The following is a 25437-nucleotide window of genomic DNA, read 5'->3' as shown; positions in this document are numbered from 1 at the left end:
ACCCCAGAGATGACCGACAATCGCAATACCATCCTCGCCGTCATTCTGTCGGGCCTCGTCCTGATCGCCTGGCAGTATTTCTACAATGTGCCGGCGATGGAGAAGCAGCGCGCCCAGCAGCAGGCGCAGTCCGAGCTCCAGAAGACCACGCCGCAGCCGTCGGCCTCCGCAACGCCGGGCGCGACGCCGCAGCAGCCGGGCAACGCCGCTCAGCCGGCAACGCCGGGCGCGAACCAGCAGGCCCAGCCCGTGGTGGCGCGCGAGGCCGCGATTGCAGCCAGCCCGCGCGTGAAGATCGACACGCCGCGGATTGCCGGCAGCATCGCGCTGAAGGGCGGCCGCATCGACGACATCGCGCTGGTGCAATTCCGCGAAACGGTCGATCCGAAGTCGCCGCCGATCATCCTCTATTCGCCCTCGGGCACCGCGGAGCCCTATTACGCCGAATTCGGCTGGGTGGCGGCGACAGGCGTGACGGCGAAGATGCCTGATGCCCAGACCGTCTGGCAGCAGGACGGCAGCGGCAGCCTGACGCCGACGACGCCGGTGGTGCTGAAATGGGAGAATGGCGATGGTCTCACCTTCCGCCGCACCATTGCGGTCGACGACCATTATCTCTTCACCATCAAGGACGAGGTGAGCAATGTCGGCAATGCGCCGGTTACGCTCTATCCGTTCGCGCTGATCTCGCGCCACGGTGCGCCGCAGGTCTCCGGCTACTACATCCTGCATGAAGGCCTGATCGGCTATCTCGGCGACCAGGGCCTGCAGGAATATGCCTACAAGAAGATCGACGAAAGCAAGAAGGTGGACTTCAAGGTCACCAACGGCTGGCTCGGCATCACCGACAAGTACTGGGCCTCGGCGCTGCTGCCGGATACCAATGCCCAGCTGCAGGCGCGCTTCTCGTCGAACCCATCCGGCAACGTCCACACCTACCAGACCGATTACCTGCTCGACCCCGTCACCGTCGCGATCGGCGGCACTGCGACCGCGAATGCGCGTCTGTTCGCCGGCGCCAAGGAAGCCGGCGTGGTCGGCGTGTTCCCGTTCGCCGGCCTCGGCGGCTACAACAAGGAGCTGGGGCTGAACCATTTCGATCTCTTGATCGACTGGGGCTGGTTCTACTTCATCACCAAGCCGATGTTCCTCGGCCTCGACTTCTTCTACCGCTTCTTCGGCAATTTCGGCATCTCGATCCTGCTCGTGACCGTGATCGTGAAGCTGCTGTTCTTCCCGCTGGCGAACAAGTCCTACGCCTCGATGGCGAAGATGAAGTCGGTTCAGCCGCAGCTTCAGGCGCTCAAGGAGCGCTACCCCGACGACAAGGTGAAGCAGCAGCAGGAGATGATGGAGATCTACCGCAAGGAGAAGATCAATCCGGTCGCCGGCTGTCTTCCCGTGCTGATTCAGATCCCGGTGTTCTTCTCGCTCTACAAGGTGCTGTTCGTCACCATCGAGATGCGGCACGCGCCGTTCTACGGCTGGATCAAGGACCTCTCGGCGCCGGACCCGACCAACCTTTTCAACCTGTTCGGGCTGATCCCGTTCGATCCGACCACGATCCCGGTGTTCGGCCACTACCTCGCGCTCGGCATCTGGCCGATCATCATGGGCATCACGATGTGGTTCCAGATGAAGCTGAACCCGACGCCGCCGGACCCGACGCAGCAGATCATCTTCAACTGGATGCCGCTGATCTTCACCTTCATGCTGGCGGGCTTCCCGGCGGGCCTCGTGATCTACTGGGCCTGGAACAACCTGCTCTCGGTGATCCAGCAGAGCTACATCATGCGCCGCAACGGGGTGAAGGTGGAGCTGTTCGACAATCTCAAGGCGACGTTCGCGAAGAAGGCGACGTAGCTGCACACGAAGCGTGCCCGGTCATGCGGGCGCAAATGCCTCCACAGCGTCATGCCCGGGCTCGTCCCGGGCATCCACGTTTTGGAGGGTGCCGCGCCGATAGGCGTGGATGGCCGGGACATTTGAATGGGAAGACGCGCTTCGCGCTTTTGCCCGGCCAAGACGCGAGGGTAGACTTTTCAGATGACCGATAAGTCAGACGACAAGCTGATCGAAGCCGGGCGAAAGCTGTTCGCGCGCGACTGGCAGTTCATCTGGGCCTCACCCTCGATCCAGACGCTGCCGCCGATGGCGGGGCTGGAGGTCGCCTTTGCCGGGCGCTCCAATGTCGGCAAGTCGAGCCTGATCAACGCGCTGACGGGGCGCAACGCGCTGGCGCGCACTTCACATACGCCGGGACGCACCCAGGAGCTGATCTTCTTCGAGGTCCCCGGGAAGACCGACCTGCGCCTGGTCGACATGCCCGGCTACGGCTATGCCAAGGCGCCCAAGAGCCAGGTGGCGTCCTGGACCGAGCTGATCCACAAATTCCTGCTGGGACGCGCCTCGCTTGCGCGCGTCTACGTGCTGATCGACGCGCGGCATGGCCTCAAGGAGGTCGACCTCGAGGTCCTCAAGACGCTCGACCGCTCCGCGGTCAGCTACCAGATCGTGCTGACCAAGGCCGACCAGGTGAAGGCCTCCGAGCTGCAATCGCGCATCGCCGAAACCGAGGCGGCGCTGGCCAAGCATCCGGCCGCGTTCCCGAACGTGCTCGCGACCTCGTCACGCAGCTCGACCGGCATGGAGAGCTTGCGCGCCGCGATGGCGAAACTGCTGGAAGAGCGGGCTTCGTAATGGTGGCGCAGCGCCTGCTGATCGGACTTGCCGGTTTGATGGGCGCCGCCGGCGTCGCGCTGGCCGCCGCCTCGGCGCATGGCGGCGATGCGAGCCGGTTGGCCTCGGCCAGCGCGATGCTGCTGTTTCATGCAACTGCCATACTTGCAGCTGTCGCCCTGCTCGCGCGCGGCCTTCTGCACGGCGGAATTGGCCTCATCGGCGCATTCGGCCTCTTGATCGGCGCCGTGCTATTCGCGGGCGACCTCACCTTGCGGCAATATGCCGGACACTCGCTGTTTCCATATGCAGCGCCCACGGGCGGGACGGTGATGATTTTGGGCTGGCTGGCGGTGAGTGCGGCGGCGGTGGTGGCGAGGAAGTGACGTTCTTTCTTACCCTCCCCTGGAGGGGTCCGGGACGAGCGTAGCTCGCCCGTGGGTCGGCTCATATTGAGCGTAGCGAAATGTGAGCCGGGGTGGGGTGATCTCTCCACTCGGGCACTGCTCATTGCGAAGAGACCGCCACCCCACCCCGCTCGCGCTACGCGCGATCGACCCTCCCCCTCCAGGGGAGGGTAAGAGCGAACACCACACTTTGCGCCACGCCCGCCAATCGGATAGAACGCAGGCCGCTCCAGTCCCGCCAGCGAGATCCGTGACATGACCGACATCTCCCCGCTCGACCAGGCCCGCATCCTGTCGGAAGCGCTGCCGCACATGCAGCAATACGACGAGGAAACCATCGTCATCAAATATGGCGGCCATGCCATGGGCGACGAGGAGACCGCGAAGAATTTTGCCCGCGACATCGTGCTGCTGGAGCAGACCGCGATCAATCCGGTGGTGGTGCATGGCGGCGGGCCGCAGATCGCGACCATGCTCAAGCGCCTCGGCATCGTCTCGGAATTCGCAGCCGGCCTGCGCATCACCGATGCGGCGACCATCGAGATCGTCGAGATGGTGCTCGCCGGCTCCGTCAACAAGCAGATCGTCGGCTACATCAACGAAGCCGGCGGCAAGGCCGTGGGGTTGTCCGGCAAGGACGGCAACATGGTGAAGGCGTCGAAGACGACGCGGACCATCATCGATCCGGGCTCGAACATCGAGAAGGCAATCGATCTCGGCTTCGTCGGCGATCCCGAGAAGGTGGACCTCACGCTGCTCAACCAGCTGATCGGCTACGAGCTGATCCCGGTGCTAGCGCCGCTCGCAACCTCGAAGGACGGCCAGACGCTGAACGTCAACGCCGACACTTTTGCCGGTGCGGTTGCCGGCGCGCTGAAGGCCAAACGCCTGTTGCTGCTCACCGACGTGCCCGGCGTGCTCGACAAGTCGAAGAAGCTGATCCCGCAATTGTCGGTCAAGGACGCGCGAAAGCTGATCGCCGACGGTACCATTTCCGGCGGCATGATCCCGAAGGTCGAGACCTGCATCTATGCGCTCGAGCAGGGCGTCGAGGGCGTCGTCATCATCGACGGCAAGATGCAGCACGCCGTGCTGCTGGAACTCTTCACCAACCAGGGCACGGGAACGCTGATCCACAAGTGATGCGAGAGACGCCACGCACGAAAGCCGTCATGCCCGGGCTTGTCCCGGGCATCCACGATCTTTCTTCTCGTGGCAAAGACGTGGATGGCCGGGACAAGCCCGGCCATGACGAGCTGAGAGAGCGGAGAAATCGCCGCTCACCCCTGACCCGCTTCCTGATGGCGCTGCCGGCCGCGGCCGTTTCGTTCGTCTTCTCCTCGGTGCCGGCCTTCGCCGATCTGAAGATCTGCAACCGCATGTCCTATGTCGTCGAGGCCGCGATCGGCATCGACGACAAGGCGGCGACCGCGACGCGCGGCTGGTTCAGGGTCGATCCCGCCACCTGCCGCGTGGTGGTGCAGGGCACGCTGACCGCCGACCGCATCCTGCTCAACGCCCGCGCGCTCGGCGTCTATGGCGCCTCCCCGATTCCGCAGAACGGCAGCGACATGCTGTGCGTGGCGCAGGACAATTTCGTCATCGCGGCGGCCCGGCAATGCCGCAGCGGCCAGAGCCAGGCTGCGTTTACGCAAGTCACCCCGACGCAAAGCGCGGACGGCAACCTCATTGCCTATCTCGCCGAGGACTCCGAATATGACGACGAGCAGGCCCGCCTCGCCGGCATCCAGCGGCTGTTGGTGATCGCGGGCTACGACGCCGCGCCGATCGACGGCGTCGACGGGCCGAAGACGCAGGCAGCCCTGGCCGCGTTCCTGAAGAGCCGCGGTTTGTCCTCGGACATCGTGGGCTCGCAAAACTTCTTCAAGACCATGGTCGATGCGGTGCAGACGCCGTCCGCGACCGGCCTCACCTGGTGCAACGACACGCAGCACAAGGTGATGGCGGCGATCGCGACCGACGACGGCAAGTCCGTGACCAGCCGCGGCTGGTATCGCATCGATCCCAAGACCTGCCTGCACCCTGATGTGACCGGTCAGCCGAAGCAGATTTTCAGCTTCGCGGAAGCCGTCGACGCCGACAACCGCGCCGTCAAGCTGAAGGACCGGCCGCTGAACTGGGGCGGCGACAGGCAGCTCTGCACGCGCGAGACCAAGTTCGAGACCGTTGAGCAGACCGATTGCGGCGCGCGCGGATTCGCGGCGACCGGCTTTGGCGCGGTGGACATGTCGAGCGGCGGCAAGACGCTGCGCTTTGCGGTGCCGTGATGGTGTTGCTGATGATGGTGTCACCAAAAACTCCGCTGTCGTCCCTGCGAACGCAGGGACCCATAACCACGGGACGCGGTTGTGGCGCGAAGCTGGTCATCCCGAATCTTCGCCAAACCACTCCCTGTGGCTATGGGTCCCGGATCGGCGCTCCGCTTGTCCGGGACGACAGCTGAGAGGGGGCGGCGCTTGCGTGTAACGGATAGAGAATCTCGATGACTACCCCCCGCACCTTTGCCCATGTCGACACCTGGGTGTTCGACCTCGACAACACGCTGTATCCGCATCACGTCAATCTGTGGCAGCAGGTCGATGTGCGGATCACCGAGTTCGTGTCCAGCTGGCTGCAGGTGACGCCGGCGGAGGCGCGAAAACTCCAGAAGGATTATTACCTGCGCTTCGGCACCACGATGCGCGGCATGATGACCCTGCATGGCGTGTCCGCCGACGACTATCTCGCCTATGTCCACAAGATCGACCATTCGCCGCTGGAGCCGAACCCTGCGCTCGGCGAAGCCATTGCAAAATTATCGGGGCGCAAGCTGATCCTGACCAATGGCTCGGTCGACCATGTCGATGCGGTGCTGGCGCGTCTCGGCCTGGCAACGCATTTCGATGGCGTGTTCGATATCATCGCCGCCCAGTTCGAGCCGAAGCCGGCGGCGCAGACCTATCAGAAATTCCTCGCCGACCACGCGGTCGATCCAACCCGCGCCGCCATGTTCGAGGACCTCGCCCGCAACCTCACTGTCCCGCACCAGCTCGGCATGACCACCGTGCTGGTGGTGCCTGACGGAACGAAGGAGGTGGTGCGGGAGGACTGGGAACTGGAAGGCCGGGATGCCGCCCATGTCGACCACGTCACGGATGATCTGACGGGGTTTTTGGCCGGGTTGTCGCCCGAATAACCGCTGTCGTCCCGGGGCGCGAAGCGAGCCCGGGACCCATAACCACAGGGAGTGGTTGTGGCGCGAGATCGATAACTCCGAATCCTCGCCAAACGACTGCCTGTGGCTATGGGTCCCGGGCTCGCGCTTCGCGCGCCCCGGGACGACAGCGGAGTATGCCTTGACTCCGCCCCGCCAAATCCCGAAAAAGCGCTCCAATTCACACGAAACCACGCCTTCCCCAGAGGAAATCCCGATGTCCCTCCAAGCCCTCGAATCCACCATCAACAGCGCCTTCGACGCACGCGACGGCATCTCGACCTCGACCAAAGGCGAGGTGCGCGAGGCCGTGGACCAGGCACTGGAGATTCTGGACAAGGGCGAGGCGCGCGTTGCCGAGCGCGGCAGCGACGGCAAGTGGAAGGTCAATCAGTGGCTGAAGAAGGCCGTGCTGCTGTCGTTCCGCCTCAACGACATGGGCGTCATTCCCGGCGGATCCGGCAAGGCGACCTGGTGGGACAAGGTGCCCTCGAAGTTCGAAGGCTGGGGCGAGAACCGTTTTCGCGACGCCGGTTTCCGTGCCGTGCCCGGCTCGGTGGTACGCCGCTCGGCCTTCATCGCGAAGAACGTCGTGCTGATGCCGTCCTTCGTCAATCTCGGCGCCTATGTCGATGAGAGCACCATGGTCGACACCTGGGCCACGGTCGGCTCCTGCGCCCAGATCGGCAAGCGCGTGCATATCTCCGGCGGTGCCGGCATCGGCGGCGTGCTCGAGCCGCTGCAGGCCGAGCCCGTGATCGTCGAGGACGATTGCTTCATCGGCGCGCGCTCCGAGGTCGCCGAGGGCGTGATCGTGCGCAAGGGCGCGGTGCTGGCGATGGGCGTGTTCCTGGGCGCCTCGACCAAGATCGTCGACCGCGAGACCGGCGAGGTCTTCATCGGCGAAGTGCCCGAATATTCCGTTGTGGTGCCCGGCGCACTGCCCGGCAAGCCGATGAAGAACGGCCAGATCGGCCCGAGCACCGCCTGCGCCGTCATCGTCAAGCGCGTCGACGAGCGCACGCGCTCGAAGACCAGCATCAACGAGCTGCTGCGGGATTGAGTTAGAGCAACGATCCCAGACCTATCCCCGTCACCCTGAGGTGGCCGCTCCTTCAGCGGCCCTCGAAGGGCGACGGCCCGGCTGGCGCCGACATCGCGGGCCGTTCATCCTTCGAGGCTCACCATGGGACGCGTCGCGTCCCATGCTTCGCACCTCCAGCGACAGCGGCTTCGCCGCTGCGCGTGGATGACGGGTCTTAGAGCCCTATCGAACCCCCTCTCCCTCCATCGCGACCAATCCTCGGGTGGCTCCTCCCGCCCGGAGCCGTTGGCATGGACTGGACCTGGTATCTGTTCCGCTTCGACGGCCGCATCAACCGCGCGTTGCTGTGGCAGGCGCTGCTGATCGTCGCGCTGCTGGCGGGCTTGCTGGAGATTGCCGGTCAAGTCATCGGGATCGTCGGAGGGACGAGGTCCACCCTGAAGCTCGGAATTGAGCTCGATTTCGACTTCGGTCTCGACGGCCTCTTCAAGCTGGTCGACCCCCGCGTCTCCCACGCGCTGGCACCAGCCGATCTCGCGGGCTCGATCCTCAAGGCGTCCGGCATGGCGCTGTTCTTCTGGATCTATCTCGCGACGGCGATCAAGCGACTCCATGACCGCGACAAGAGCGGCTGGTGGATCGTTCCGTTCTTCTTCCTGCCCGGCCTGTTCAGCCAGTTCGCGGACCTGCTGCCTAAATCAAGCTGGATATTTTCGCTCAACCTGACTGCCGCACTGCTGTGGCTGTGGGGCCTCGTCGAAATGTTCTGCCGGTCCGGCACCTCGGGCCACAACCGCTTCGGCTCCGATCCGCTCGCCGACTTCGACGACGGCTCCGCATCCGCCGCTCCCCCTGCGAAAAGCTGGGACCAGAGCCGCGAGATCGAAATTGTCCCGCCCCGTGCTAGCCCACCCGGCGGCATGCATGTTAAGCGGGGCGCATGACCGATGCTCTCTCCATTGCCCGCGCTCTGATCCGCTGCCCCTCGGTAACCCCTGAAGATGCCGGTGCGCTCGGGGTGCTCGAAAAAGCCCTCAACGCCGCCGGCTTCACTTGCCACCGCGTGACCTTCAGCGAGCCCGGTACCGCCGACGTCGACAATCTCTACGCGCGGATCGGCAGCGAGGGACCGCACATCACCTTTGCCGGCCATACCGACGTGGTGCCACCCGGTGACGAGAGCGCCTGGAGCGTCGGTGCGTTCTCCGGTGAGGTGAAAGACGGCATCCTGCACGGCCGTGGCGCGGTCGACATGAAGGGCGGCATCGCCTGCTCGGTGGCCGCGGTGCTGGAGCATCTCGCCGCCAACGGCGGCCAGCCGCGCAGCGACGGAAAGGGCTCGATCTCGTTCCTGATCACCGGCGACGAGGAAGACGTCTCGATCAACGGCACCATCAAGCTGTTGAAATGGACCGCCGAGCGCGGCGAAAAGTTCGACCATTGCGTGCTGGGCGAGCCCTCCAATGTCGAGACCCTCGGCGACACCATCAAGGTCGGCCGCCGCGGCTCGCAATCCGGCACGCTTTATGTCGACGGCGTGCAGGGCCACGTCGCCTATCCGCATCGCGCCTCCAATCCGGTGCCTGACATCTCCAGGCTGATCGTGGCGATCTCCGACGAGCCGCTCGACCATGGCAGCGCGCAATTCCAGGCCTCCAATCTCGAGTTCACCTCGGTGGACGTCGGGAACAAAGCCAACAACGTGATCCCCGGCGAGGCCCGCGCCAAGTTCAATATCCGCTACAACGACAACCACACCCAGGCCTCCTTGCGCGAGCTGGTCGAGACGCGGCTGACAAAAGCCTGCGGCAACCGCATCAAGGCCCGCATCGTCTGGGAGCCCTCGAACTCCAACGTGTTCGTCACCAAGCCCGGCCCGTTCACCGATCTTGCAGTGTCCGCGATCGAGGAGGTGACGGGGCGGAAGCCCGAGCTATCGACGAGCGGAGGCACGTCGGACGCAAGGTTCATTTCCAGCTATTGCCCGGTGATCGAATTCGGTCTGGTCGGCCAGACCATGCATCAGGTCGACGAGCGCGTGCCGGTTAAGGATCTGGAGAAGCTGACGCAGGTCTATCGCGGGATTTTGACGCGGTATTTTGAGTAGGGCGCTTTCCGCCAAACCCACCGTCATGCCCGGGCTCGTCCCGGGCATCCACGTTCTTTGCTGCCGCTAACAAGAAAGTTCGTGGATGGCCGGGACGAGCCCGGCCATGACGATGTGGCGAGAGCTCGGCATGGCCTACTGGACGATCGTGTCGTAGAGATCCTTCCATTCGGGATTGTCCCTGAGGATCAACCTCACCTTCCACGTTCGTGACCAATGCTTGATGTTGTGCTCGCGCTGGATTGCCGTTTGGATGTCTTCATAGCGCTCGAAATAGACGAGCAGCTTAACGCCATACTTCTTGGTGAAGCCAGGCACGAACCCATTTCGATGCTGGTAGATGCGACGGACAATGTCGCTGGTCACACCGACATACAGAATGCCGTTGGGCGCGCTTGCCAGGATGTAGACCCATCCGCCATGCATGGTCGCATGTTGACGCACGTGGATGGCCGGGACAAACATCAAGCCCGGCCATGACGATGTGACAGCATTAGGCTCTAATAATCCACCTTCATCAGATACAGCCCGTCCGGCGGCGCGACGATGCCGCAGGCGGTGCGGTTGCGCGCCTCTAACGCTGCGGAGAGATCATCGGCGGTCCAGCGGCCCTCGCCGACCCAGACCAGCGAGCCCACCATCGAGCGGACCTGGCTGTGCAGGAACGAGCGCGCCGAGGTGACAATGGTGATCTCGCGGCCGTCACGCAGTACGTCGAGCTGGTCGAGCGTCTTCTCCGGCGATTTGGCCTGGCATTCGGTGTCGCGGAACGTGGTGAAATCGTGTTTGCCGAGCAGGCGCTGTGCCGCCGCATGCATCGCATCGGCATCGAGCCGGCGCGGCACGCGCCAGGCGTGGCCGATGTCGAGCGCGAGATTGGCGCGGGTGTTGACGATGCGGTAGCGGTAGTGGCGCTTCACCGCCGAGAAGCGCGCCTCGAACGCGTCAAGCACGATCTCCGCCTCCAGCACCGCGATCGGATGCGGGCGCAGATGCGCGTTGAGCCCGTCGCGAAACCGGCCCGGCGGAAACTGCTTGTCGATGTCGACATGCGCGACCTGACCACGCGCATGCACTCCGGCGTCGGTGCGCCCGGCGCCATGCACGCGCAAATCCGCGCCGGTCATCGCCTTCACGGCCGCCTCCAGCGCGCCCTGCACCGAAGGCAGCGTGTCCTGCACCTGCCAGCCGAAAAACGGCGCGCCGTCATATTCGATGGTGAGCTTGTAGCGGGGCATCTCAATCCAGCTCTATCCGACGTCATTGCCGGGCTTGACCCGGCAATCCATCGCCTGGGAAAGAGTTTTGTTAGAAGATGGATACGCGGGTCAAGCCCGCGTATGACGAGTTGACTAGGTGAACCTCGCTCCCGCCTTCAACGGCACGCCGCGCAGGAAGTCCGCGGCCTGCATCCGGCCCTTGCCCTCGCGCTGGAGCTCGATGATGCGGATGGCGCCCACGCCGCAGGCGATGGTGAGCTTGTCATCGAGCACATCGCCCGGCGCGCCCGACCCCTTTGCCAATTCACACCGCAGGATCTTGACGCGCGCATTCTCGCTGACGCCGGCAAGCTCAGCCCATGCGCCGGGGAATGGCGACAGGCTGTGGATGTGACGAAGCACGGCGCGCGCCGGCCTGGTCCAGTCGATGCGCGCCTCGGCCTTGTCGATCTTGGCGGCATAGGTGACGCCGTCCTCGCTCTGCTTCTTGAGCTGGAGGCCATCGCGGGCGAGCGCGGCCATCGCCCGCACCATCAGATCGGCGCCGAGGCGGGAGAGACGATCATGCAGGTCCAGCGCGGTCATGTTGTCCGTGATTGCGAGGCGCTCGGCCATGGCGACATCGCCGGTGTCGAGGCCGACATCCATCTTCATCACCATCACGCCGCTCTCGGCATCGCCGTCCATGATCGCACGGTTGATCGGCGCTGCGCCGCGCCAGCGCGGCAGCAGTGAGGCGTGCAGATTGTAGCAGCCGAGTTTTGGCGCATCGAGGATCGCCTGCGGCAGGATCATGCCGTAGGCGACGACCACGGCCGCATCGGCGTCGAACGCGGTGAACTCGTCGAGCGCTTCCTGGGTCTTCAGCGTCTTCGGCGTCAGCACGGGAATGCCGAGCTTTCGCGCAGCTTCTTCGACCGGGGTTGGCTGCAAGTGCAGGCCGCGCCGCCCGCCGGGCTTCGGCGCGCGGGTGTAGACGGCGACGATCTCATGGCCATGCGCGACCAGCTCGAGCAGCGTCGGCACGGAGAAATCGGGCGTGCCCATGAAGATCAGGCGGAGGGGCATGACAAGGACTCAGATGCGTTCCCTCCCCCCTGTGGGGGAGGGTTAGGGAGGGGGGTGCCACACGACGCGCTCTCGCGGATTGAGCGCGGACTAGTTCTTCGCCCCAGACAAACCTTTTCCTGGGCTACCCCCCTCCCCCGCCCTCCCCCACAAGGGGGGAGGGAGCAGAGCGGAGTGCTTGGCTACGAAACACTTACTCCGCGCGCTTGGCGGCTTTCTCGAACTTCTTCATCACGCGGTCGCGCTTGAGCTTTGACAGATAATCGACGAACAGGACGCCGTTGAGGTGGTCGATCTCGTGCTGGATGCAGGTGGCATAGAGGCCTTCGGCGTCCTCCTCGTGTACCTTGCCGTCGAGATCGGTGAAGCGCACGCGCACCTTCGCAGGGCGCTCGACCTCCTCGTAATATTCGGGGATCGAGAGGCAGCCTTCCTCGTAGACCGACAGCTCCTCGGACGAGGCGATGATCTCGGGGTTGATGAAGACGCGCGGCAGCGGCGTGGTCTCGCCGTTCTCGTCGCGCTTGGCGAGGTCCATGGTGATCAGCCGCAGCGGCTGCGCGATCTGGATCGCGGCGAGGCCAATGCCGGGCGCGTCATACATGGTCTCGAACATGTCGTCGGCAAGCTTGCGGATCTCCGGCGTGACCTTCTCGATCGGCTTGGAGACCAGACGCAGCTGCCTGTCGGGCAGGATGATGATTTCTCTGAGGGCCATGGCCGCGATTTAAGCCCCATGCCGGATGCGGTCAATGCGGAGAGGAACCTCGTTAACCCCTCGCTAACCATAAAACTTCAGCTTTCGTTAACCATAAAAATTAGGGGGTCGTTAACCGCCACCGTTCCCTCTTCGTTCGCGGGAGTCCAGCGAATCGGCTAGAAGGGCGGAATGAACGAGATCATTTTCATGTTGGGCGACTGGCCGGTGCGCACGATCGATGCGCTGATCGGCTTCGGCGCCCTCGTCCTCATCCTCCTGGTGGTAATCGCCGTCGTGATCGGCCGCTCGGGCCGGCGCGGCGCGGAACTCGCGATGGCGCATGCGATCCGGGCCGACGAGCTTGAGGAGCGCCTCAGCGAGGTGCTGCGCGCCCAGAGCGAATCCTCTGGGAGGGTCGACGCCATGACCCAGGCGCTGGCCGGACGCCAGGCCGAGATGACGCGCGCGGTCAACGAGCGGCTCGATTCGGTGACCCATCGCGTCGGCCAATCGATGGAGCACTCGACCCGCAACACCATGGAAAGCCTGCGCGCGCTGCACGAGCGGCTCGGCATCATCGACAGCGCCCACAAGAACCTCACCGATCTCACCACCCAGGTGACGACCCTGCGCGACGTGCTCGCCAACAAGCAGTCGCGCGGCGCCTTCGGCCAGGCGCGGATGGAGGCGATCGTCCAGGACGGCTTGCCGAAGGGCGCCTATGAGTTCCAGTTCACGCTCTCGACCGGCAAGCGGCCGGACTGCGTCGTGTTCCTGCCCGACCAGCGCCCGCTCTGCATCGACGCGAAATTTCCGCTGGAGGCGATGACGGCGCTGCACGACGCCCGCACCGACGAGGAGCGGCGCGTCGCCACGCAGCGGCTGCGCGGCGACGTGATGAAGCATGTCAGCGACATCGCGGAAAAATATCTCGTCACCGGCGAGACCCAGGAGATGGCGCTGATGTTCGTGCCGTCGGAATCGGTCTATGCCGAGATCCACGACGGTTTCGACGACGTGATCCAGAAGGCCTATCGCGCCCGCGTGGTGCTGGTGTCGCCCTCGCTGCTGATGCTCGCGATCCAGGTGATGCAGCAGATCATGAAGGACGCGCGCATGCGCGATGCCGCCGACCAGATCCAAACCGAAGTGATCAAGCTCGGCGACGATCTCGGCCGCCTTCGCGACCGCGTGGTCAAATTGCAGAAACACTTTTCCGATGCGAACGAGGACGTCCGCCAGATCCTGATCTCCGCCGACAAGATCGAGAAGCGTGCCGGAAGGATTGAGGAGCTCGATTTCAGCAAGAGCGATGCGGAAGGGCCGCGGCTGGTGGCGACGGGCGCGGGTGCGCTGTTCCCGCGGAAGCTCCAGGCGGGGGAGTGATTCTCTTCTGAGATCAGGTACGCTGCCAGCCCAATTTCACTGTCGTCGCCCGGCTTGACCGGGCGACCCAGTATCCCAGAGACGGCAGATGAGCCCTCGCTGCTACTACGTGTACATTCTCGCCAGCAAGATTGACGGAACGCTCTACATTGGCATCACCAACGACCTCATCCGCCGGGTCGCACAACACAAGCTGAAGCTCATCGAGAGCTTCACGAAAGACTACGGCGTCGTGAGGCTGGTCTACTTCGAGCAGTTCGATGACCCCGAGAATGCGATCAGGCGGGAAAAGCGCCTGAAGAAGGGGAACAGAACCTGGAAGGTTCGGTTGATCGAGCAACACAATCCGAATTGGGATGACCTCTATCACGAGATAGCCGCCCTCCATGAGGCTGTCGTGCCCCGCGAAGGCGGGGCATCCAGTACGCCGCGGCGAGTGTGATTGAATCGAAACGCTGGTGATTACTGGATCGTCCGCCTGCGCGGACGATGACACCGAGGGTGTTTGCGGCCTCTCCACCTCACCGGCGACCACGAGTCTTTTTCCCCAGAATCTGCTAACACGGCCCCATGACCGCTCCCGACGCGACCTCCCCCGCCGCGACCTCCGCCCCCGCCGCCTCCTGGCGCGACAGTCTTGCCGTTTACCTGCAGCCGCGGGTGCTGATCGTGCTGTTTCTCGGCTTCTCCTCCGGCCTGCCGCTGGCGTTGTCGGGCTCGACGCTGCTGGTGTGGATGCGCGAGGCCGGGGTTGACCTGAAGACGATCGGGCTGTTCGCGCTGGTCGGCACGCCCTACACGCTGAAATTCTTGTGGGCCCCGCTGGTGGATGCGCTGCATGTGCCGCTGTTCACCCGCGCCTTCGGACGGCGGCGCGGCTGGCTGGTGTTTTCGCAGCTGCTGCTGATCGTCGCGATCCTGCTGCTGGCGATGACCGACCCGGCCAGCTCGCCGTTCTACGTCGCGCTGGGCGCGCTGCTGGTGGCGACGACGTCGTCGACGCAGGACATCGTGGTCGACGCCTTCCGCGTCGAGAGCCTGCCGGAGAGCGAGCAGGCCGCCGGTATGGCGGCTTACGTTGCGGCCTACCGCATCGGAATGCTGGTCTCGACCGCGGGCGCGCTGTTCATCGTCTCGGGCTTCGAAGGCACCGGCATACCCCGCACCTCGGCGTGGATGTGGGGCTATGTGGTGATGGCCGCGATGGTGCTGATCGGCACGATCACTGCGTTGGCCGCGACCGAGCCGGCGCAATCCGCACAGGCGGAAGCTGCGACACAAACCGAGACCGCATTTGCGCGTGTGTTGAGCGCGGCGATCGGCGCGTTCTCCGAATTCCTGTCACGCAAGGACGCACTCGCCGCGCTCGCCTTCGTGGTGCTGTTCAAGTTCACCGATGCCTTCTCGGGCACGATGACGGCGCCGTTTGTGATCGACCTCGGCTTCACCCGCAACGACTATGCGGCGATCGTGAAGGGCGTCGGCCTCGCCGCCACCCTGATCGGCGGGTTTGCCGGTGGTTTCGTCGCGCGGCGCTATCCGCTGGCAATGTCGCTCTGGATCGGTGGCGTGGTGCAGGCGCTGGCCAATTTGTCCTTTGCCTGGCTCGCAGTGGTCGGCACCAATCAATGGGCGCTGGCGCTCGCGATCTGCGCCGAGAACTTCACCAGCGCCATCGGCACCGTGATCTTCGTGGCCTACCTCTCGGCGCTCTGCCAGAACCCGCTGCACACGGCGACGCAATATGCGCTGCTCACCGCGCTCGCGGCGGTGGGGCGGACCTATCTGTCGTCGAGTGCGGGCTACGTCGCGGACACGACCGGCTGGCCGCTGTTCTTCGTGATCTGCGTGTTGGTGGCGATCCCGAGCCTGGTGCTGCTGGCGTACTTGCAGAAGCGCGGGCACTTCGAGGCGCTGGGGCCGGTCAGGGTGTGATGACCACTGTCATTCCCCGCGAAGGCGGGGAATCCAGTATTCCAAAGACAGTTGTGATTGACCGAGAGGCCGCGGCGTACTGGATCGCCCGCCTGCGCGGGCGATGACACCGGAAGCGTGGTGAGGGTCTCGCCGCCCCTACTGCTTCTTGATCAGGCTCCACTTCGTGATCACGGCTTCGCTCATCTGGCCGGGATCGCTGGCGCAGGCGACTTCGTCGACCTTGACCGAGATTTCCTTGCCGGCGAACGTCTTCAGCTGCGCCGCTTGTGCATCGCCGCTCGGAACGAGTTGGAACGTCTCGGGCCCGGTCTCGAGATTGCACAGCCCGTTCGGCGGCGGCAGGCGGCGCGGCTCGGACGTGATCTGGTAGGTCGCAACCCGCTTGCCGGCATTCTTGACGTCGCGCACCTTCAAGGCGTTCAACTCGCCGGACAACACCTCGCCGGCGTTGATTGGCTTGCCGGGCTTGGACGGCGGCGGCGCCCCGTCGTCCTGCTGCGCGGAGATGGCCGGGCTCGCCAGCAGCATCATCGTCGCGACCAAAGCCAAGCGTGTGGCGAAAAGTTTCGTCATGTCGTCCGTTCCGTAAAGTCTGGATGGCTAGAACAGGGTACGCTGCCGCATCGCGGCCGATAGCGTACCTTCATCGAGATAATCAAGCTCGCCACCGACAGGCACACCATGGGCCAGCCGGGTTACTTTTACGTTGGCGTCCTGGAGCAGGTCGGTGATGTAGTGCGCCGTGGTCTGGCCGTCCACCGTCGCATTCAGCGCCAGGATGATTTCGTGCACCCGAGAATCATGCGCGCGCGCGACCAGCGCGTCGATGGTCAGATCCTGCGGGCCGACGCCGTCGAGCGGCGACAATGTCGCGCCCAGCACATGATAGCGACCCTGGGTCGCATTGGCGCGCTCCAGCGCCCAGAGATCGGCGACGTCGGCGACGACAACGATGATGGCGTCATCGCGCTTGGGATCGGTGCAGACGGTGCAGGGATTTTGCGTATCGATGTTGCCGCAGGTCTTGCAGACCTGGACCTTGTCGAGCGCGACCTGCATGGCCGAGGCCAGCGGCATCATCAGCGCTTCGCGCTTCTTGATCAGATGCAGCGCCGCGCGCCGCGCCGAGCGCGGACCGAGGCCCGGCAGCCGCGCGAGAAGCTGCACCAGCCGCTCGATTTCGGGACCTGCAACCGCGCCCATCTTACTGGCCGAACAACCCCGGCGGCAGGCCGAGACCGCCGGTCAGCGACTGCATCTTCTCCTGCATCGCGGTCTCCGCCTTGCGGCGGGCATCGCTGAGCGCGGTGACGAGCAGGTCTTCGAGCACTTCGCGCTCTTCCGGCTTCATCAGCGAGGGATCGATCTTGATGCCCTTGACGTCCATCTTCGCGGTCATGCGCACGGCGACGAGGCCGCCGCCGGAGATGCCCTCGACTTCCACGTTGGCCAGTTGCTCCTGCATCTCCTGCATCTTGGATTGCAGCTGCGCCGCCTGCTTCATCATGCCGAGAAAATCAGCCATCGGTGCTCGTCCTTGGAAAAAGATGGGCTCAGAGATCGTCGCCGTCGGAACCGTCGGGCGGATCGTCACTGCCATAGTCAGCGTTTATATTGGCTTCCGGCGTCTCGGGGGCAAGCCTGCGGACCTCGACAACCTTCGCGCCGGGGAAACGCGACAGCACCTCCCGCACGCGCGGATCGGCCTCCGCGGTACGGGCATGCTCCTGCTTCGCCGCATGGTTCACCGAGCGCAGCGTCGGCTGGCCTTGCTCATTGGAGACGATCACCGTCCAGCGGCGGCCGGTCCACAGCTCGAATTTCTTGGCGAGCTCGGAGATCATGGTCTTGGAGGCGTTGGGCTCGAGCGCGACCTCCAGCCGGCCCTCCTCGAAACGGACAAGGCGCATGTCGCCTTCGAGCGCGCTCTTGGTCATGATGTCGCGCTTCTGCCCGGCCAGCGCGACGAGCTGGGTAAAGCTCGTGATGCGCAACGCCGGCGCGGCACCTTGCGGATCCGGCGCAGGCGCGGCCATCTGCGGCCGCGCTCCACCACCGCCAAATGAAGGCGACGACGTTGGCATGCGAACAGGCGCTGCGGAGGCCGTCGGCGCGGCCGGTACGCTGCGTGCAGCACCGCCGCCGCTCGCGGCCGGCGAGCCGCCGCCGTTCTGCTCCAGCATCCTGATCGCTTCGTCCGGCGTCGGCAGGTCGGCGACATAGGCGATGCGCACCAGCACCATCTCGGCGGCCGCAGCCGGGCGCGTCGCGGCCTGCACCTCGGCGATGCCCTTGAGCAGCATCTGCCACATCCGCGACAGCACGCGCATCGAGATTTTCGAGGCGAACTCCTTGGCGCGAACCCGCTCGGTCTCGCCATAGGCGACGTTGTCGGCAATCGCCGGAATGACCTTCACGCGGGTAACGAAATTGACGAATTCGGCGAGGTCCGAGAGCACGACGATGGGATCGGCGCCGACGTCGTATTGGTCGCGGAACTCCTTGAAGGCGGCGGCGATGTCGCCGCGCGCCATCGAATCGAAGAGGTCAATGACGCGGGTGCGATCGGCGAGCCCCAGCATCTGCCTGACCGCGTCAGCCTTCACGGTGCCTGCCGCATGCGCGATCGCCTGGTCGAGCAGCGACAGCGAATCGCGCACCGAGCCTTCCGCGGCGCGCGCGATGATGCCGAGCGCCTCGGGCTCGATCTCGACGCTTTCCTTCGCCGCGATATTGGCGAGATGCTTCATCAGCACGTCGGCCTCGACGCGGCGCAGGTCGAAACGCTGGCAGCGCGACAGCACGGTGACGGGAACCTTGCGGATCTCGGTCGTGGCGAACACGAACTTGGCGTGCTCCGGCGGTTCCTCCAGCGTTTTCAGGAAGGCGTTGAACGCCGCCGTCGACAGCATGTGGACTTCGTCGATGATGTAGACCTTGTAGCGCGCGCTGGCCGGCGCGTAGCGCACGCTGTCATTGATCTGGCGGACGTCGTCAACGCCTGTGTGCGAGGCCGCGTCCATCTCCAGCACGTCCATGTGCCGGCTTTCCATGATCGCCTGGCAATGCACGCCCAGGGTCGGCATGTGGATGGTCGGGCCTTTCACCGAACCATCAGGCACCTCGTAGTTGAGTGCACGGGCCAGGATGCGCGCGGTGGTGGTCTTGCCGACACCGCGGACGCCGGTGAGGATCCAGGCCTGCGGAATCCGTCCGGTCTCGAACGCATTGGAAACGGTGCGGACCACCGCCTCCTGGCCGATCAGATCGTCGAAACTGGAAGGACGGTATTTGCGTGCCAGCACCCGGTAGGGCGCGTTGCCGGCCCGGCCGGCGCTGTCGGGGTTCGGAGGGGCGCCAGCGTCGGTCATCGGTCGATCCGCAATGAAATGTCTCTTGGCCGGCTTTTGCGGAAAGGAGCGCGCTGGCGGCTGGTGCCGCCGGCGCTGGTTCGCTCGAAAAACAGGTAGGAGACTGACGAGCGACCCGATCCGGACCTCGTTAGGGCTGCTTCCTTCCGGACCTGACCCGGTTGGCGAGTGGCTCGTCCACCGCCAATCTCCCGGTCCCTATTTGGAGCCAAAAGGGGCGGAAAGCAAGCGGCTATCGCCCTTGATTGACGGTGCCTGCCCAGCATCCGGGCAATTCCCGATCTGCCCAGCCGATAGGCTGTGCTTTCACTGAAAGTGCGACCTTGGTATGAACCTGCCGGAACCTGTCCCAACCAGAAAAGCGATTGATCCCAATGGTTACACGTCGTGATGTTGCATCGATTGTCGGACTTGGCGCGATGACAGCGGCCGCGCTGGCTTCGCCGGCCGTGGCCCAGACCGCCGATCCGAACGAATCGACCTTCGCCCGCATCCGCCGCACCAAGAAGATGCGGATCGGCGCGGTCGGCGGCGGCGCGCCCTATTACATGAAGGATCTCTCCAGCGGTCAGTGGAAGGGCTTCTACATCGACATCGCCAAGGGGCTCGCCGACGACATGGAGGCCGAGCTCGAGATCACCGAGACCACCTGGGGCAATTCGGTGCTCGATCTGCAGGCCAACAAGATTGACATCTTTTTCGGCCTCAACCCGACCCCGAAGCGCGCGCTGGTGGTCGACTTCTCGGTGCCGGTCTTCAACAACGCCTTCGCCATCCTCTGCAAGAAGGACTTCAAGCCGAAGAGCTGGGCCGAGCTGAACTCGCCCGACATCAAGATCGCGGTCGACCAGGGCTCCTCGCACGATCAGGTCGTCAGCCGCCTGACGCCGAAGGCGCAGATCACGCGGCTGAAGACGGCGGACGACGCCACCGCCGCGCTGCAGACCGGCCGCGTCGATGCGCAGTGCCTGATCACCATGCTGTCGCTGACCGTACTGAAGAAGAACCCCTCGCTCGGCCAGCTCGTGCTGCCGACGCCGATCTTCGCAACGACCTCGAATGCCGGCTTCCGCCGCGAGACCGACAAGACCTGGCGCGATTACGTCAACACCTGGATCGACTTCAACAAGGGCCTCGGCTTCATCCGCAACGCGATCATCACCAACATGGAACTGGTGGGCGTGACCGAAGCGGACATTCCGCCGGGCGTTTCGCTGTAAGTTTCCACTTTCGTCATTCCGGGGCTCGCGAAGCGAGAACCCGGAATCTCGCGCTACAATCTCTGGATTCCGGGTTCGCGACTTTGTCGCGCCCCGGAATGACGGTGTGAAACAGCACCCACGACGAGTTGAACACACATGTATCAGTGGGACTTCGGCATCCTCTGGACCTATCGCTGGCTGTTTCTCAACGGGCTTGGCGTCACCGTCGGCTTCACCGTGGTCATCGTCGTGTGCGGGCTGCTGTTCGGCCTGTTCGGGGCGTTCGGCACCCTGTCGCGCTTTAGGGCGTTGCGTCTTCTCGCGCTCACCTTCATCGAGGCATTTCGCTGCACGCCGATCCTGGTGCAGCTGATCTGGTTCTATTACGCGCTGCCGATCCTCGCCGGCGTCGAGATGACGCCGATCACGGCCTCGGCGCTGGCGCTCTCGCTCTATGGCGGCTCGTTCTATTCCGAGATCATCCGCGGCGGCATCATCTCGATCGACCGCGGTCAGTCCGAAGCCGGCGCCGCGCTCGGCATGACGCCGATCCAGACCATGCGGCGCATCGTGCTGCCGCAGGCGATCAAGCGTATGATCCCGGCGCTGATGAACCAGTCGATCATCCAATTCAAGAACACCTCGCTGGTCTCGGTCCTGGCAGTGCCGGACCTCGTCTACCAGAGCCAGGTCGCGGCCCATGACAGCTACCGGCCGCTGGAGACCTACACCGCGGTCGCGGTCGCCTATGCGGCGATCCTGATCCCGCTCACCATCCTCGTCCGCCGCGGCGAGAAGCGACTGGCGGTCAGCGAATGAGCCAGACGTCGAAAATCGAGATCCGCAGCCTTCGCAAGAGCTTCGGCAGCAACGAGGTCTTGAAGAACATCAATCTCGACGTCGCCAAAGGCGGCGTCGTCGCGCTGATCGGGCCATCAGGTTCGGGCAAGTCGACGCTGCTCCGCTGCATCAATCTGCTGGTCGTGCCCGATGGCGGCAGCGTCCGCGTCGGCGACACCCGCTTTGCGTTCGGCGATGGTTCGAAACTGCCCGACGTGAAGACGCTGGCAAAATTCCGCGCTACCACCGGCATGGTGTTCCAGCATTTCAATCTGTTCCCGCACATGACGACGCTTGAGAACGTGATGGAGGGACCGGTCACGGTGCGGCGCATGGCCAAGGCGGACGCCGAGACGCTCGCGCGGGCGCAGCTCGCCAAGGTCGGCCTTGCCGAGAAGGCCGACCAATACCCGGCGACGCTGTCCGGCGGACAGAAGCAACGCGTCGCCATCGCCCGCGCGCTCGCGATGGAGCCCGATGTGATGCTGTTCGACGAGGCGACCTCCGCGCTCGATCCTGAATTGGTCGGCGAGGTGCTGAGCGTGATCCAGCAACTGGCCTCCGAAGGCATGACCATGGTGATCGTGACGCATGAGATCGCCTTTGCCCGCGAGGTCGCCGACCGTCTCATCTTCATGCGCGACGGCGTCGTGGTCGAAGAAGGCCCGGCGCGGCAGGTGATCGACAATCCGCAGGAAGCGGCGACACGCGCCTTCCTCAGCCATTTCCACCGCACCGGCGCGCTGCCGCCGGCCACAACGGCATCGTGATGTCCGATATCAATCGCGTCTATCTCGTCACCGGTGCCGCCAGCGGCATCGGCCGTGCCACCGCAAAACTGCTCGCGGCGCCCGGCGTCGGGCTCGTTCTGCACACGCGCTCGAACGAAGACGGACTTAAGGCGACCGCGGCGGAGGCCGAAGCCTGCGGTGCGGCCGTTGCAACGTGCCTTGGCGACCTCGCCGAGGAGACTGCCGCCACCGACGCCATCGCCGCCGCGAAAGCCGCCTTCGGCCGGCTCGACGGATTGATCCTGGTCGGCGGCCATGCCCGCCGCGGCAGCGCGATCGGCACGCCGGCGGATCAGTTCCGGCAGGCGATGGACGAGTCTGCGCTGGCCTTCACACGTCTGGTTGATGCCGCGCTCCCAGTGTTGCGCGCGGGGCAAGATGCACGGATCGTCGCCGTGTCCTCCTTCGTCGCACATGCGATCCGGCCCGAATTCGCGCCGTTCGCGGCAACGGCCGCGAGCCGCTCCGCGCTTGAAGCACTGGTGCGGCTGACCGCGATCGAGCTCGCCAGCGATGGCATCGCCGTCAACGCGGTTTCGCCGGGCCTCATCGTCAAGGACAAGCCGAGCGAGAGCCGGCTGTCGCCCGAGCAGATCGCCGCGACCGAAGCGCTGATCCCGATGCGCCGCCGCGGGCGGCCGGAAGAGGTCGCCGAGATCATCGCCTTCCTGGCATCCCCAAAAGCATCCTACGTCACCGGCCAGGTCTGGCACGTCAATGGAGGCCTGACATGACCGAAGCAACCGTCGAACGTCTCAGGCTGTTCCTGATCGAAAGCCCGATCAAGATGGCGCGCCTGCAGGGCGTCGGCAACGTCAAGGGCACGGTAAAGCGCGTGCTGATCGAGCTCACGTCCAGCGACGGCGTGGTCGGCTGGGGCGAGGCGGCGCCGTGGGAAGTGTTCACGGGAACGCCGGAAGCCGCGTTCGCCGCGCTCGACATTTACTTAAGGCCCATCGTGCTCGGCAAGCCGGTGCGCCGGATCCGCGCGCTGATGGCCGAGCTCGACCGCGCGCTGGTCGGCCATGCCGAGGCAAAAGTTGCCATCGAGATGGCGCTGCTCGACATCGTCGGCAAATCGTCGGGGCTCTCGGTTGCCGACCTGCTCGGCGGCCGCGTGCGCGACACGATTCCCCTCTCCTTCTCCATCGCCGATCCGGATTTCGCCGCCGATCTCGAGCGCATGCGAAGAATGGTTCCGGACGGCAACGTCATCTACAAGGTCAAGACCGGCGTGAAGCCGCACCGCGAGGACCTCGACCATCTCGAAGCGATCCGAAAGGAATTCGGCGACACGGTCGATTTGCGCGTCGACTACAACCAGGCGCTGGCGCCGTTCGGCGCCATCAAGATCCTGCGCGATGTCGAAGAGTTCGCGCCGACCTTCATCGAGCAGCCGGTGCCGCGCAAGTTTCTCGACGTGATGGCGCAGCTCACCGCCGCGCTGGAAACGCCCGTGCTCGCCGACGAAAGCTGTTTTGACCGCCGCGACATGATGGAAGTGGTGCGCCGCGAGGCCGCCGATGCGGTCTCGATCAAGCTGATGAAGGCCGGCGGCCTGTTCGAGGCGCAGGCGATCATGGCGATCGCCGACATCGCCGGCCTGCCCGGCTATGGCGGCACGCTGTGGGAGGGTGGCATTGGGCTAGCCGCCGGCACGCAGCTGATCGCGGCGACGCCGGGCATCTCGCTCGGCTGCGAATTCTACATGCCGCACCACGTGCTGACCGAGGACGTGCTAGAAGAGCGCGTCGCCAACCGCGGCGGCCATGTCGTGGTGCCCGACGGGCCCGGCCTTGGCATTCGCGTCAGCGAAACCTCGGTCCGCGCCAATGCGCGGGTGCTGGCGGAGGCGTAGTTTCCGTCATTCCGGGGCGCGCAGCGCGAGCCCGGAATCCATAACCACAGGATCGAGTTTGGTGAGGGCTGGCAACTCCGTGTCTTCGCCAAACCACTCCCTGTGGTTATGGGTCCCGGATCTGCGCTGCGCTTGTCCGGGACGACGATCGAGTATGCAGTTGCCATCCTTCCCCTCGCTAACTCCCTATCGTATGGTCGTGCCCAACACGCCCGTTCCCGTCGGGCCATCCGGAAACGCATATGCCCGAACCCGCCTGGTCGCTGCACTCCCGCCTGAAAGAGGACACCATCGATATCGGCGATCTGCCGCTGTCGAAGGTGCTGGTCATCAAGGACGCGCATTATCCCTGGCTGCTGCTGGTGCCGCGGCGCGCCGATGCGGTCGAGATCATCGATCTCGACGAGGTGCAGCAGGCGCAGCTGATGACGGAGATCTCCCGCGTCTCGCGCGCGCTGAAGGAGATCACCAGATGCAACAAGCTCAATGTCGCGGCGCTCGGCAACCTCGTGCCGCAGCTTCACGTCCACATCATCGCGCGCCGCACCAGTGACGCGGCCTGGCCGCGGCCGGTCTGGGGCGTGATGCCGCCATTGGCGCATGACGCCGCAGAGGTTCAGAATTTCATCAGCGCGCTTCGCCGCAAGATCTGGTTGGGTTGAAAGAACGATAATGTCAGCATTCAACGCATTTCCGCTGGGACAGCCGGCCTTCGTCACCAACATCCTCGATCGCGCCGCGCATCTGCGCCGCGACGACCAAAAGCTGTTCGCGATGGAGCAGAAGCCGGCCTCGCGCGCCTATGTCGTTTACCGCGACTCGCTCTTGGTCAAGCGCGAGGGCGACAAGATTCGCGCGCTGCTCTCGATCGACGAGGCGCTGAAGTGCGGCGCCAATCCCGGCACGATCTTCCTAGGCTTACGCGACGACGCCGCGATGTTCGGCATGGGCCTGTCGCAGGCCGCCGCCGAGAAGCTGGTGGGACGCGAGGACTACACCGTGACCGAGCTGCGCGGCATGGCGATGCAGGGCGCGATTCCCCCCGACGAGCTGTCGGCGATCGCGATGGCGAAGTCGATGGTCGGCTGGCACCAGCGCCACGGCTATTGCGCCAATTGCGGCACGCGCAGCGCGATGAAGGAAGGCGGCTGGAAGCGCGAGTGCCCGGCTTGCAAGGCCGAGCATTTTCCCCGGACTGACCCTGTCGTGATCATGCACGTCGCCTCCGGCGACAAGTGCCTGCTTGGCCGCCAGAAGCAGTTTCCGGCAGGGATGTATTCCTGCCTTGCCGGCTTCGTCGAAGCCGCCGAGACCATCGAGGACGCGGTGCGCCGCGAGATCCTGGAAGAATCCGGGATCCGCTGCACCGACGTGCAATATTACATGACCCAGCCCTGGCCCTATCCGTCGTCGCTGATGATCGGCTGCAGCGCGCGGGCCGTGAGCGAGGACATCGTCGTGGATCACTCAGAGCTGGAGGATGCGCGCTGGTTCACGCGCGAGGAGGCCGCCCTGATGCTGGCGCGAACGCATCCGGACGGACTCGCCGGCCCGCATCCCTTCGCCATCGCCCATCATTTGCTCGGCCGCTGGGTGCACGACAAGAGCTGA

General features: G+C 64.8%; 27 protein-coding genes and 1 other RNA gene. 19 read left to right on the top strand and 9 right to left on the bottom strand.

Annotated elements, in window-relative coordinates:
- The first annotated feature begins 9 nt into the window (after positions 1-9).
- The 9 genes from yidC to dapE all read left to right on the top strand — a co-directional run bounded on the left by yidC (position 10) and on the right by dapE (position 9452).
- The gene (yidC, locus tag GA0061098_RS07075) at positions 10-1863 is read left to right on the top strand and encodes a membrane protein insertase YidC (RefSeq protein ID WP_091955486.1); all 1854 of its coding nucleotides are present in this window, start codon (positions 10-12) and stop codon (positions 1861-1863) included.
- A 183-nt stretch (positions 1864-2046) separates the two neighbouring features.
- A complete protein-coding gene (gene yihA, locus GA0061098_RS07070) occupies positions 2047-2700 on the top strand; it encodes a ribosome biogenesis GTP-binding protein YihA/YsxC (RefSeq protein WP_091955483.1) in 654 nt (217 codons plus the stop codon).
- Positions 2700-3065: a DUF423 domain-containing protein gene (locus GA0061098_RS07065; RefSeq protein ID WP_091955481.1), complete on the top strand. Its 366-nt coding sequence runs from the start codon at positions 2700-2702 to the stop codon at positions 3063-3065. Before yihA ends, GA0061098_RS07065 begins: the two co-directional genes overlap by 1 nt.
- Before the next feature lie 276 nt (positions 3066-3341).
- A complete protein-coding gene (argB, locus tag GA0061098_RS07060; RefSeq protein ID WP_091955477.1) occupies positions 3342-4229 on the top strand; it encodes an acetylglutamate kinase in 888 nt (295 codons plus the stop codon).
- Between the two features lie 158 nt (positions 4230-4387).
- Positions 4388-5374 (top strand): DUF1036 domain-containing protein, encoded by a 987-nt coding sequence (locus tag GA0061098_RS07055; RefSeq protein WP_091955473.1) that lies wholly within the window; start codon positions 4388-4390, stop codon positions 5372-5374.
- 215 nt (positions 5375-5589) lie between these two features.
- Positions 5590-6282: a pyrimidine 5'-nucleotidase gene (locus GA0061098_RS07050; protein ID WP_091955469.1), complete on the top strand. Its 693-nt coding sequence runs from the start codon at positions 5590-5592 to the stop codon at positions 6280-6282.
- 235 nt (positions 6283-6517) lie between these two features.
- Complete coding sequence (gene dapD, locus GA0061098_RS07045) at positions 6518-7363, top strand: 2,3,4,5-tetrahydropyridine-2,6-dicarboxylate N-succinyltransferase (protein WP_028140835.1); 846 nt, start codon at positions 6518-6520, stop codon at positions 7361-7363.
- 272 nt (positions 7364-7635) lie between these two features.
- Positions 7636-8289, top strand: coding sequence for a DUF805 domain-containing protein (locus GA0061098_RS07040; protein WP_091955465.1), 654 nt, complete (start codon positions 7636-7638; stop codon positions 8287-8289).
- A complete protein-coding gene (gene dapE / locus GA0061098_RS07035) occupies positions 8286-9452 on the top strand; it encodes a succinyl-diaminopimelate desuccinylase (protein WP_091955461.1) in 1167 nt (388 codons plus the stop codon). The genes GA0061098_RS07040 and dapE overlap by 4 nt, the downstream gene beginning before the upstream one ends.
- A gap of 135 nt (positions 9453-9587) precedes the next feature.
- Here dapE and GA0061098_RS07030 read toward each other — a convergent pair whose 3' ends face one another.
- The 4 genes from GA0061098_RS07030 to def form a co-directional block, all read right to left on the bottom strand.
- Positions 9588-9917 carry a GIY-YIG nuclease family protein gene (locus GA0061098_RS07030; RefSeq protein WP_245323180.1) on the bottom strand — a complete coding sequence of 110 codons (330 nt, stop codon included), beginning with the start codon at positions 9915-9917 and terminating at the stop codon, positions 9588-9590.
- Positions 9918-9952: 35 nt separating this feature from the next.
- A complete protein-coding gene (gene truA, locus GA0061098_RS07025; protein ID WP_091955456.1) occupies positions 9953-10690 on the bottom strand; it encodes a tRNA pseudouridine(38-40) synthase TruA in 738 nt (245 codons plus the stop codon).
- Positions 10691-10804: 114 nt separating this feature from the next.
- On the bottom strand, positions 10805-11740 hold the full coding sequence (gene fmt, locus GA0061098_RS07020; protein ID WP_091955452.1) for a methionyl-tRNA formyltransferase: 936 nt from the start codon (positions 11738-11740) through the stop codon (positions 10805-10807).
- Positions 11741-11933: 193 nt separating this feature from the next.
- A complete protein-coding gene (gene def, locus GA0061098_RS07015; RefSeq protein WP_091955449.1) occupies positions 11934-12458 on the bottom strand; it encodes a peptide deformylase in 525 nt (174 codons plus the stop codon).
- Positions 12459-12629: 171 nt separating this feature from the next.
- Here def and GA0061098_RS07010 point away from each other — a divergent pair, with 171 nt between their 5' ends.
- The 3 genes from GA0061098_RS07010 to GA0061098_RS07000 all read left to right on the top strand — a co-directional run bounded on the left by GA0061098_RS07010 (position 12630) and on the right by GA0061098_RS07000 (position 15761).
- Positions 12630-13826, top strand: a complete 1197-nt coding sequence (locus GA0061098_RS07010; protein WP_091955445.1) for a DNA recombination protein RmuC — start codon at positions 12630-12632, stop codon at positions 13824-13826.
- Positions 13827-13914: 88 nt separating this feature from the next.
- Positions 13915-14268 carry a GIY-YIG nuclease family protein gene (locus GA0061098_RS07005; RefSeq protein WP_091955442.1) on the top strand — a complete coding sequence of 118 codons (354 nt, stop codon included), beginning with the start codon at positions 13915-13917 and terminating at the stop codon, positions 14266-14268.
- 128 nt (positions 14269-14396) lie between these two features.
- Positions 14397-15761: an AmpG family muropeptide MFS transporter gene (locus tag GA0061098_RS07000; RefSeq protein ID WP_091955439.1), complete on the top strand. Its 1365-nt coding sequence runs from the start codon at positions 14397-14399 to the stop codon at positions 15759-15761.
- Positions 15762-15899: 138 nt separating this feature from the next.
- Here the strand turns inward: GA0061098_RS07000 and GA0061098_RS06995 are convergent, their stop codons facing one another.
- The 5 genes from GA0061098_RS06995 to ffs all read right to left on the bottom strand — a co-directional run bounded on the left by GA0061098_RS06995 (position 15900) and on the right by ffs (position 19327).
- Complete coding sequence (locus tag GA0061098_RS06995) at positions 15900-16337, bottom strand: hypothetical protein (protein WP_091955433.1); 438 nt, start codon at positions 16335-16337, stop codon at positions 15900-15902.
- A gap of 27 nt (positions 16338-16364) precedes the next feature.
- Positions 16365-16967 carry a recombination mediator RecR gene (gene recR / locus GA0061098_RS06990; protein WP_018320788.1) on the bottom strand — a complete coding sequence of 201 codons (603 nt, stop codon included), beginning with the start codon at positions 16965-16967 and terminating at the stop codon, positions 16365-16367.
- 1 nt (position 16968) lies between these two features.
- On the bottom strand, positions 16969-17289 hold the full coding sequence (locus GA0061098_RS06985) for a YbaB/EbfC family nucleoid-associated protein (protein ID WP_091955430.1): 321 nt from the start codon (positions 17287-17289) through the stop codon (positions 16969-16971).
- A gap of 28 nt (positions 17290-17317) precedes the next feature.
- A complete protein-coding gene (locus GA0061098_RS06980) occupies positions 17318-19135 on the bottom strand; it encodes a DNA polymerase III subunit gamma/tau (protein ID WP_091955426.1) in 1818 nt (605 codons plus the stop codon).
- A gap of 95 nt (positions 19136-19230) precedes the next feature.
- An RNA gene (gene ffs, locus GA0061098_RS06975) (signal recognition particle sRNA small type) lies at positions 19231-19327 on the bottom strand.
- Positions 19328-19509: 182 nt separating this feature from the next.
- On the opposite strand from ffs, the gene GA0061098_RS06970 reads away from it, so the two are divergent.
- From GA0061098_RS06970 to nudC, 7 genes are all read left to right on the top strand, one after another.
- Positions 19510-20355 (top strand): transporter substrate-binding domain-containing protein, encoded by an 846-nt coding sequence (locus GA0061098_RS06970; protein ID WP_028140845.1) that lies wholly within the window; start codon positions 19510-19512, stop codon positions 20353-20355.
- 138 nt (positions 20356-20493) lie between these two features.
- Positions 20494-21156: an amino acid ABC transporter permease gene (locus tag GA0061098_RS06965; RefSeq protein WP_091955423.1), complete on the top strand. Its 663-nt coding sequence runs from the start codon at positions 20494-20496 to the stop codon at positions 21154-21156.
- Positions 21153-21947, top strand: a complete 795-nt coding sequence (locus tag GA0061098_RS06960; RefSeq protein ID WP_091955419.1) for an amino acid ABC transporter ATP-binding protein — start codon at positions 21153-21155, stop codon at positions 21945-21947. The genes GA0061098_RS06965 and GA0061098_RS06960 overlap by 4 nt, the downstream gene beginning before the upstream one ends.
- The gene (locus tag GA0061098_RS06955) at positions 21947-22702 is read left to right on the top strand and encodes an SDR family NAD(P)-dependent oxidoreductase (protein WP_091955414.1); all 756 of its coding nucleotides are present in this window, start codon (positions 21947-21949) and stop codon (positions 22700-22702) included. Before GA0061098_RS06960 ends, GA0061098_RS06955 begins: the two co-directional genes overlap by 1 nt.
- Entirely contained in the window at positions 22699-23826 is a 1128-nt protein-coding gene (locus tag GA0061098_RS06950; RefSeq protein ID WP_091955410.1) for a muconate cycloisomerase family protein, read from the top strand. The genes GA0061098_RS06955 and GA0061098_RS06950 overlap by 4 nt, the downstream gene beginning before the upstream one ends.
- Positions 23827-24068: 242 nt before the next feature.
- On the top strand, positions 24069-24488 hold the full coding sequence (locus tag GA0061098_RS06945) for an HIT domain-containing protein (protein WP_091955406.1): 420 nt from the start codon (positions 24069-24071) through the stop codon (positions 24486-24488).
- 10 nt (positions 24489-24498) lie between these two features.
- Entirely contained in the window at positions 24499-25437 is a 939-nt protein-coding gene (nudC, locus tag GA0061098_RS06940) for an NAD(+) diphosphatase (protein ID WP_091955402.1), read from the top strand.

It is taken from the genome of Bradyrhizobium shewense (genome assembly GCF_900094605.1).
Taxonomy (GTDB): Bacteria; Pseudomonadota; Alphaproteobacteria; order Rhizobiales; family Xanthobacteraceae; genus Bradyrhizobium; species Bradyrhizobium shewense.
This window is presented reverse-complemented; position numbering and strand designations above follow the sequence as displayed.

Bases quoted from the DNA above. Each gene is read 5' to 3' on its own strand.
- yidC (WP_091955486.1), top strand. From the start codon at position 10: ATGACCGACAATCGCAATACCATCCTCGCCGTCATTCTGTCGGGCCTC.
- yihA (WP_091955483.1), top strand. From the start codon at position 2,047: ATGACCGATAAGTCAGACGACAAGCTGATCGAAGCCGGGCGAAAGCTG.
- GA0061098_RS07065 (WP_091955481.1), top strand. From the start codon at position 2,700: ATGGTGGCGCAGCGCCTGCTGATCGGACTTGCCGGTTTGATGGGCGCC.
- argB (WP_091955477.1), top strand. From the start codon at position 3,342: ATGACCGACATCTCCCCGCTCGACCAGGCCCGCATCCTGTCGGAAGCG.
- GA0061098_RS07055 (WP_091955473.1), top strand. From the start codon at position 4,388: ATGGCGCTGCCGGCCGCGGCCGTTTCGTTCGTCTTCTCCTCGGTGCCG.
- GA0061098_RS07050 (WP_091955469.1), top strand. From the start codon at position 5,590: ATGACTACCCCCCGCACCTTTGCCCATGTCGACACCTGGGTGTTCGAC.
- dapD (WP_028140835.1), top strand. From the start codon at position 6,518: ATGTCCCTCCAAGCCCTCGAATCCACCATCAACAGCGCCTTCGACGCA.
- GA0061098_RS07040 (WP_091955465.1), top strand. From the start codon at position 7,636: ATGGACTGGACCTGGTATCTGTTCCGCTTCGACGGCCGCATCAACCGC.
- dapE (WP_091955461.1), top strand. From the start codon at position 8,286: ATGACCGATGCTCTCTCCATTGCCCGCGCTCTGATCCGCTGCCCCTCG.
- GA0061098_RS07030 (WP_245323180.1), bottom strand. From the start codon at position 9,917: ATGTTTGTCCCGGCCATCCACGTGCGTCAACATGCGACCATGCATGGC.
- truA (WP_091955456.1), bottom strand. From the start codon at position 10,690: ATGCCCCGCTACAAGCTCACCATCGAATATGACGGCGCGCCGTTTTTC.
- fmt (WP_091955452.1), bottom strand. From the start codon at position 11,740: ATGCCCCTCCGCCTGATCTTCATGGGCACGCCCGATTTCTCCGTGCCG.
- def (WP_091955449.1), bottom strand. From the start codon at position 12,458: ATGGCCCTCAGAGAAATCATCATCCTGCCCGACAGGCAGCTGCGTCTG.
- GA0061098_RS07010 (WP_091955445.1), top strand. From the start codon at position 12,630: ATGAACGAGATCATTTTCATGTTGGGCGACTGGCCGGTGCGCACGATC.
- GA0061098_RS07005 (WP_091955442.1), top strand. From the start codon at position 13,915: ATGAGCCCTCGCTGCTACTACGTGTACATTCTCGCCAGCAAGATTGAC.
- GA0061098_RS07000 (WP_091955439.1), top strand. From the start codon at position 14,397: ATGACCGCTCCCGACGCGACCTCCCCCGCCGCGACCTCCGCCCCCGCC.
- GA0061098_RS06995 (WP_091955433.1), bottom strand. From the start codon at position 16,337: ATGACGAAACTTTTCGCCACACGCTTGGCTTTGGTCGCGACGATGATG.
- recR (WP_018320788.1), bottom strand. From the start codon at position 16,967: ATGGGCGCGGTTGCAGGTCCCGAAATCGAGCGGCTGGTGCAGCTTCTC.
- GA0061098_RS06985 (WP_091955430.1), bottom strand. From the start codon at position 17,289: ATGGCTGATTTTCTCGGCATGATGAAGCAGGCGGCGCAGCTGCAATCC.
- GA0061098_RS06980 (WP_091955426.1), bottom strand. From the start codon at position 19,135: ATGACCGACGCTGGCGCCCCTCCGAACCCCGACAGCGCCGGCCGGGCC.
- GA0061098_RS06970 (WP_028140845.1), top strand. From the start codon at position 19,510: ATGGTTACACGTCGTGATGTTGCATCGATTGTCGGACTTGGCGCGATG.
- GA0061098_RS06965 (WP_091955423.1), top strand. From the start codon at position 20,494: ATGTATCAGTGGGACTTCGGCATCCTCTGGACCTATCGCTGGCTGTTT.
- GA0061098_RS06960 (WP_091955419.1), top strand. From the start codon at position 21,153: ATGAGCCAGACGTCGAAAATCGAGATCCGCAGCCTTCGCAAGAGCTTC.
- GA0061098_RS06955 (WP_091955414.1), top strand. From the start codon at position 21,947: ATGTCCGATATCAATCGCGTCTATCTCGTCACCGGTGCCGCCAGCGGC.
- GA0061098_RS06950 (WP_091955410.1), top strand. From the start codon at position 22,699: ATGACCGAAGCAACCGTCGAACGTCTCAGGCTGTTCCTGATCGAAAGC.
- GA0061098_RS06945 (WP_091955406.1), top strand. From the start codon at position 24,069: ATGCCCGAACCCGCCTGGTCGCTGCACTCCCGCCTGAAAGAGGACACC.
- nudC (WP_091955402.1), top strand. From the start codon at position 24,499: ATGTCAGCATTCAACGCATTTCCGCTGGGACAGCCGGCCTTCGTCACC.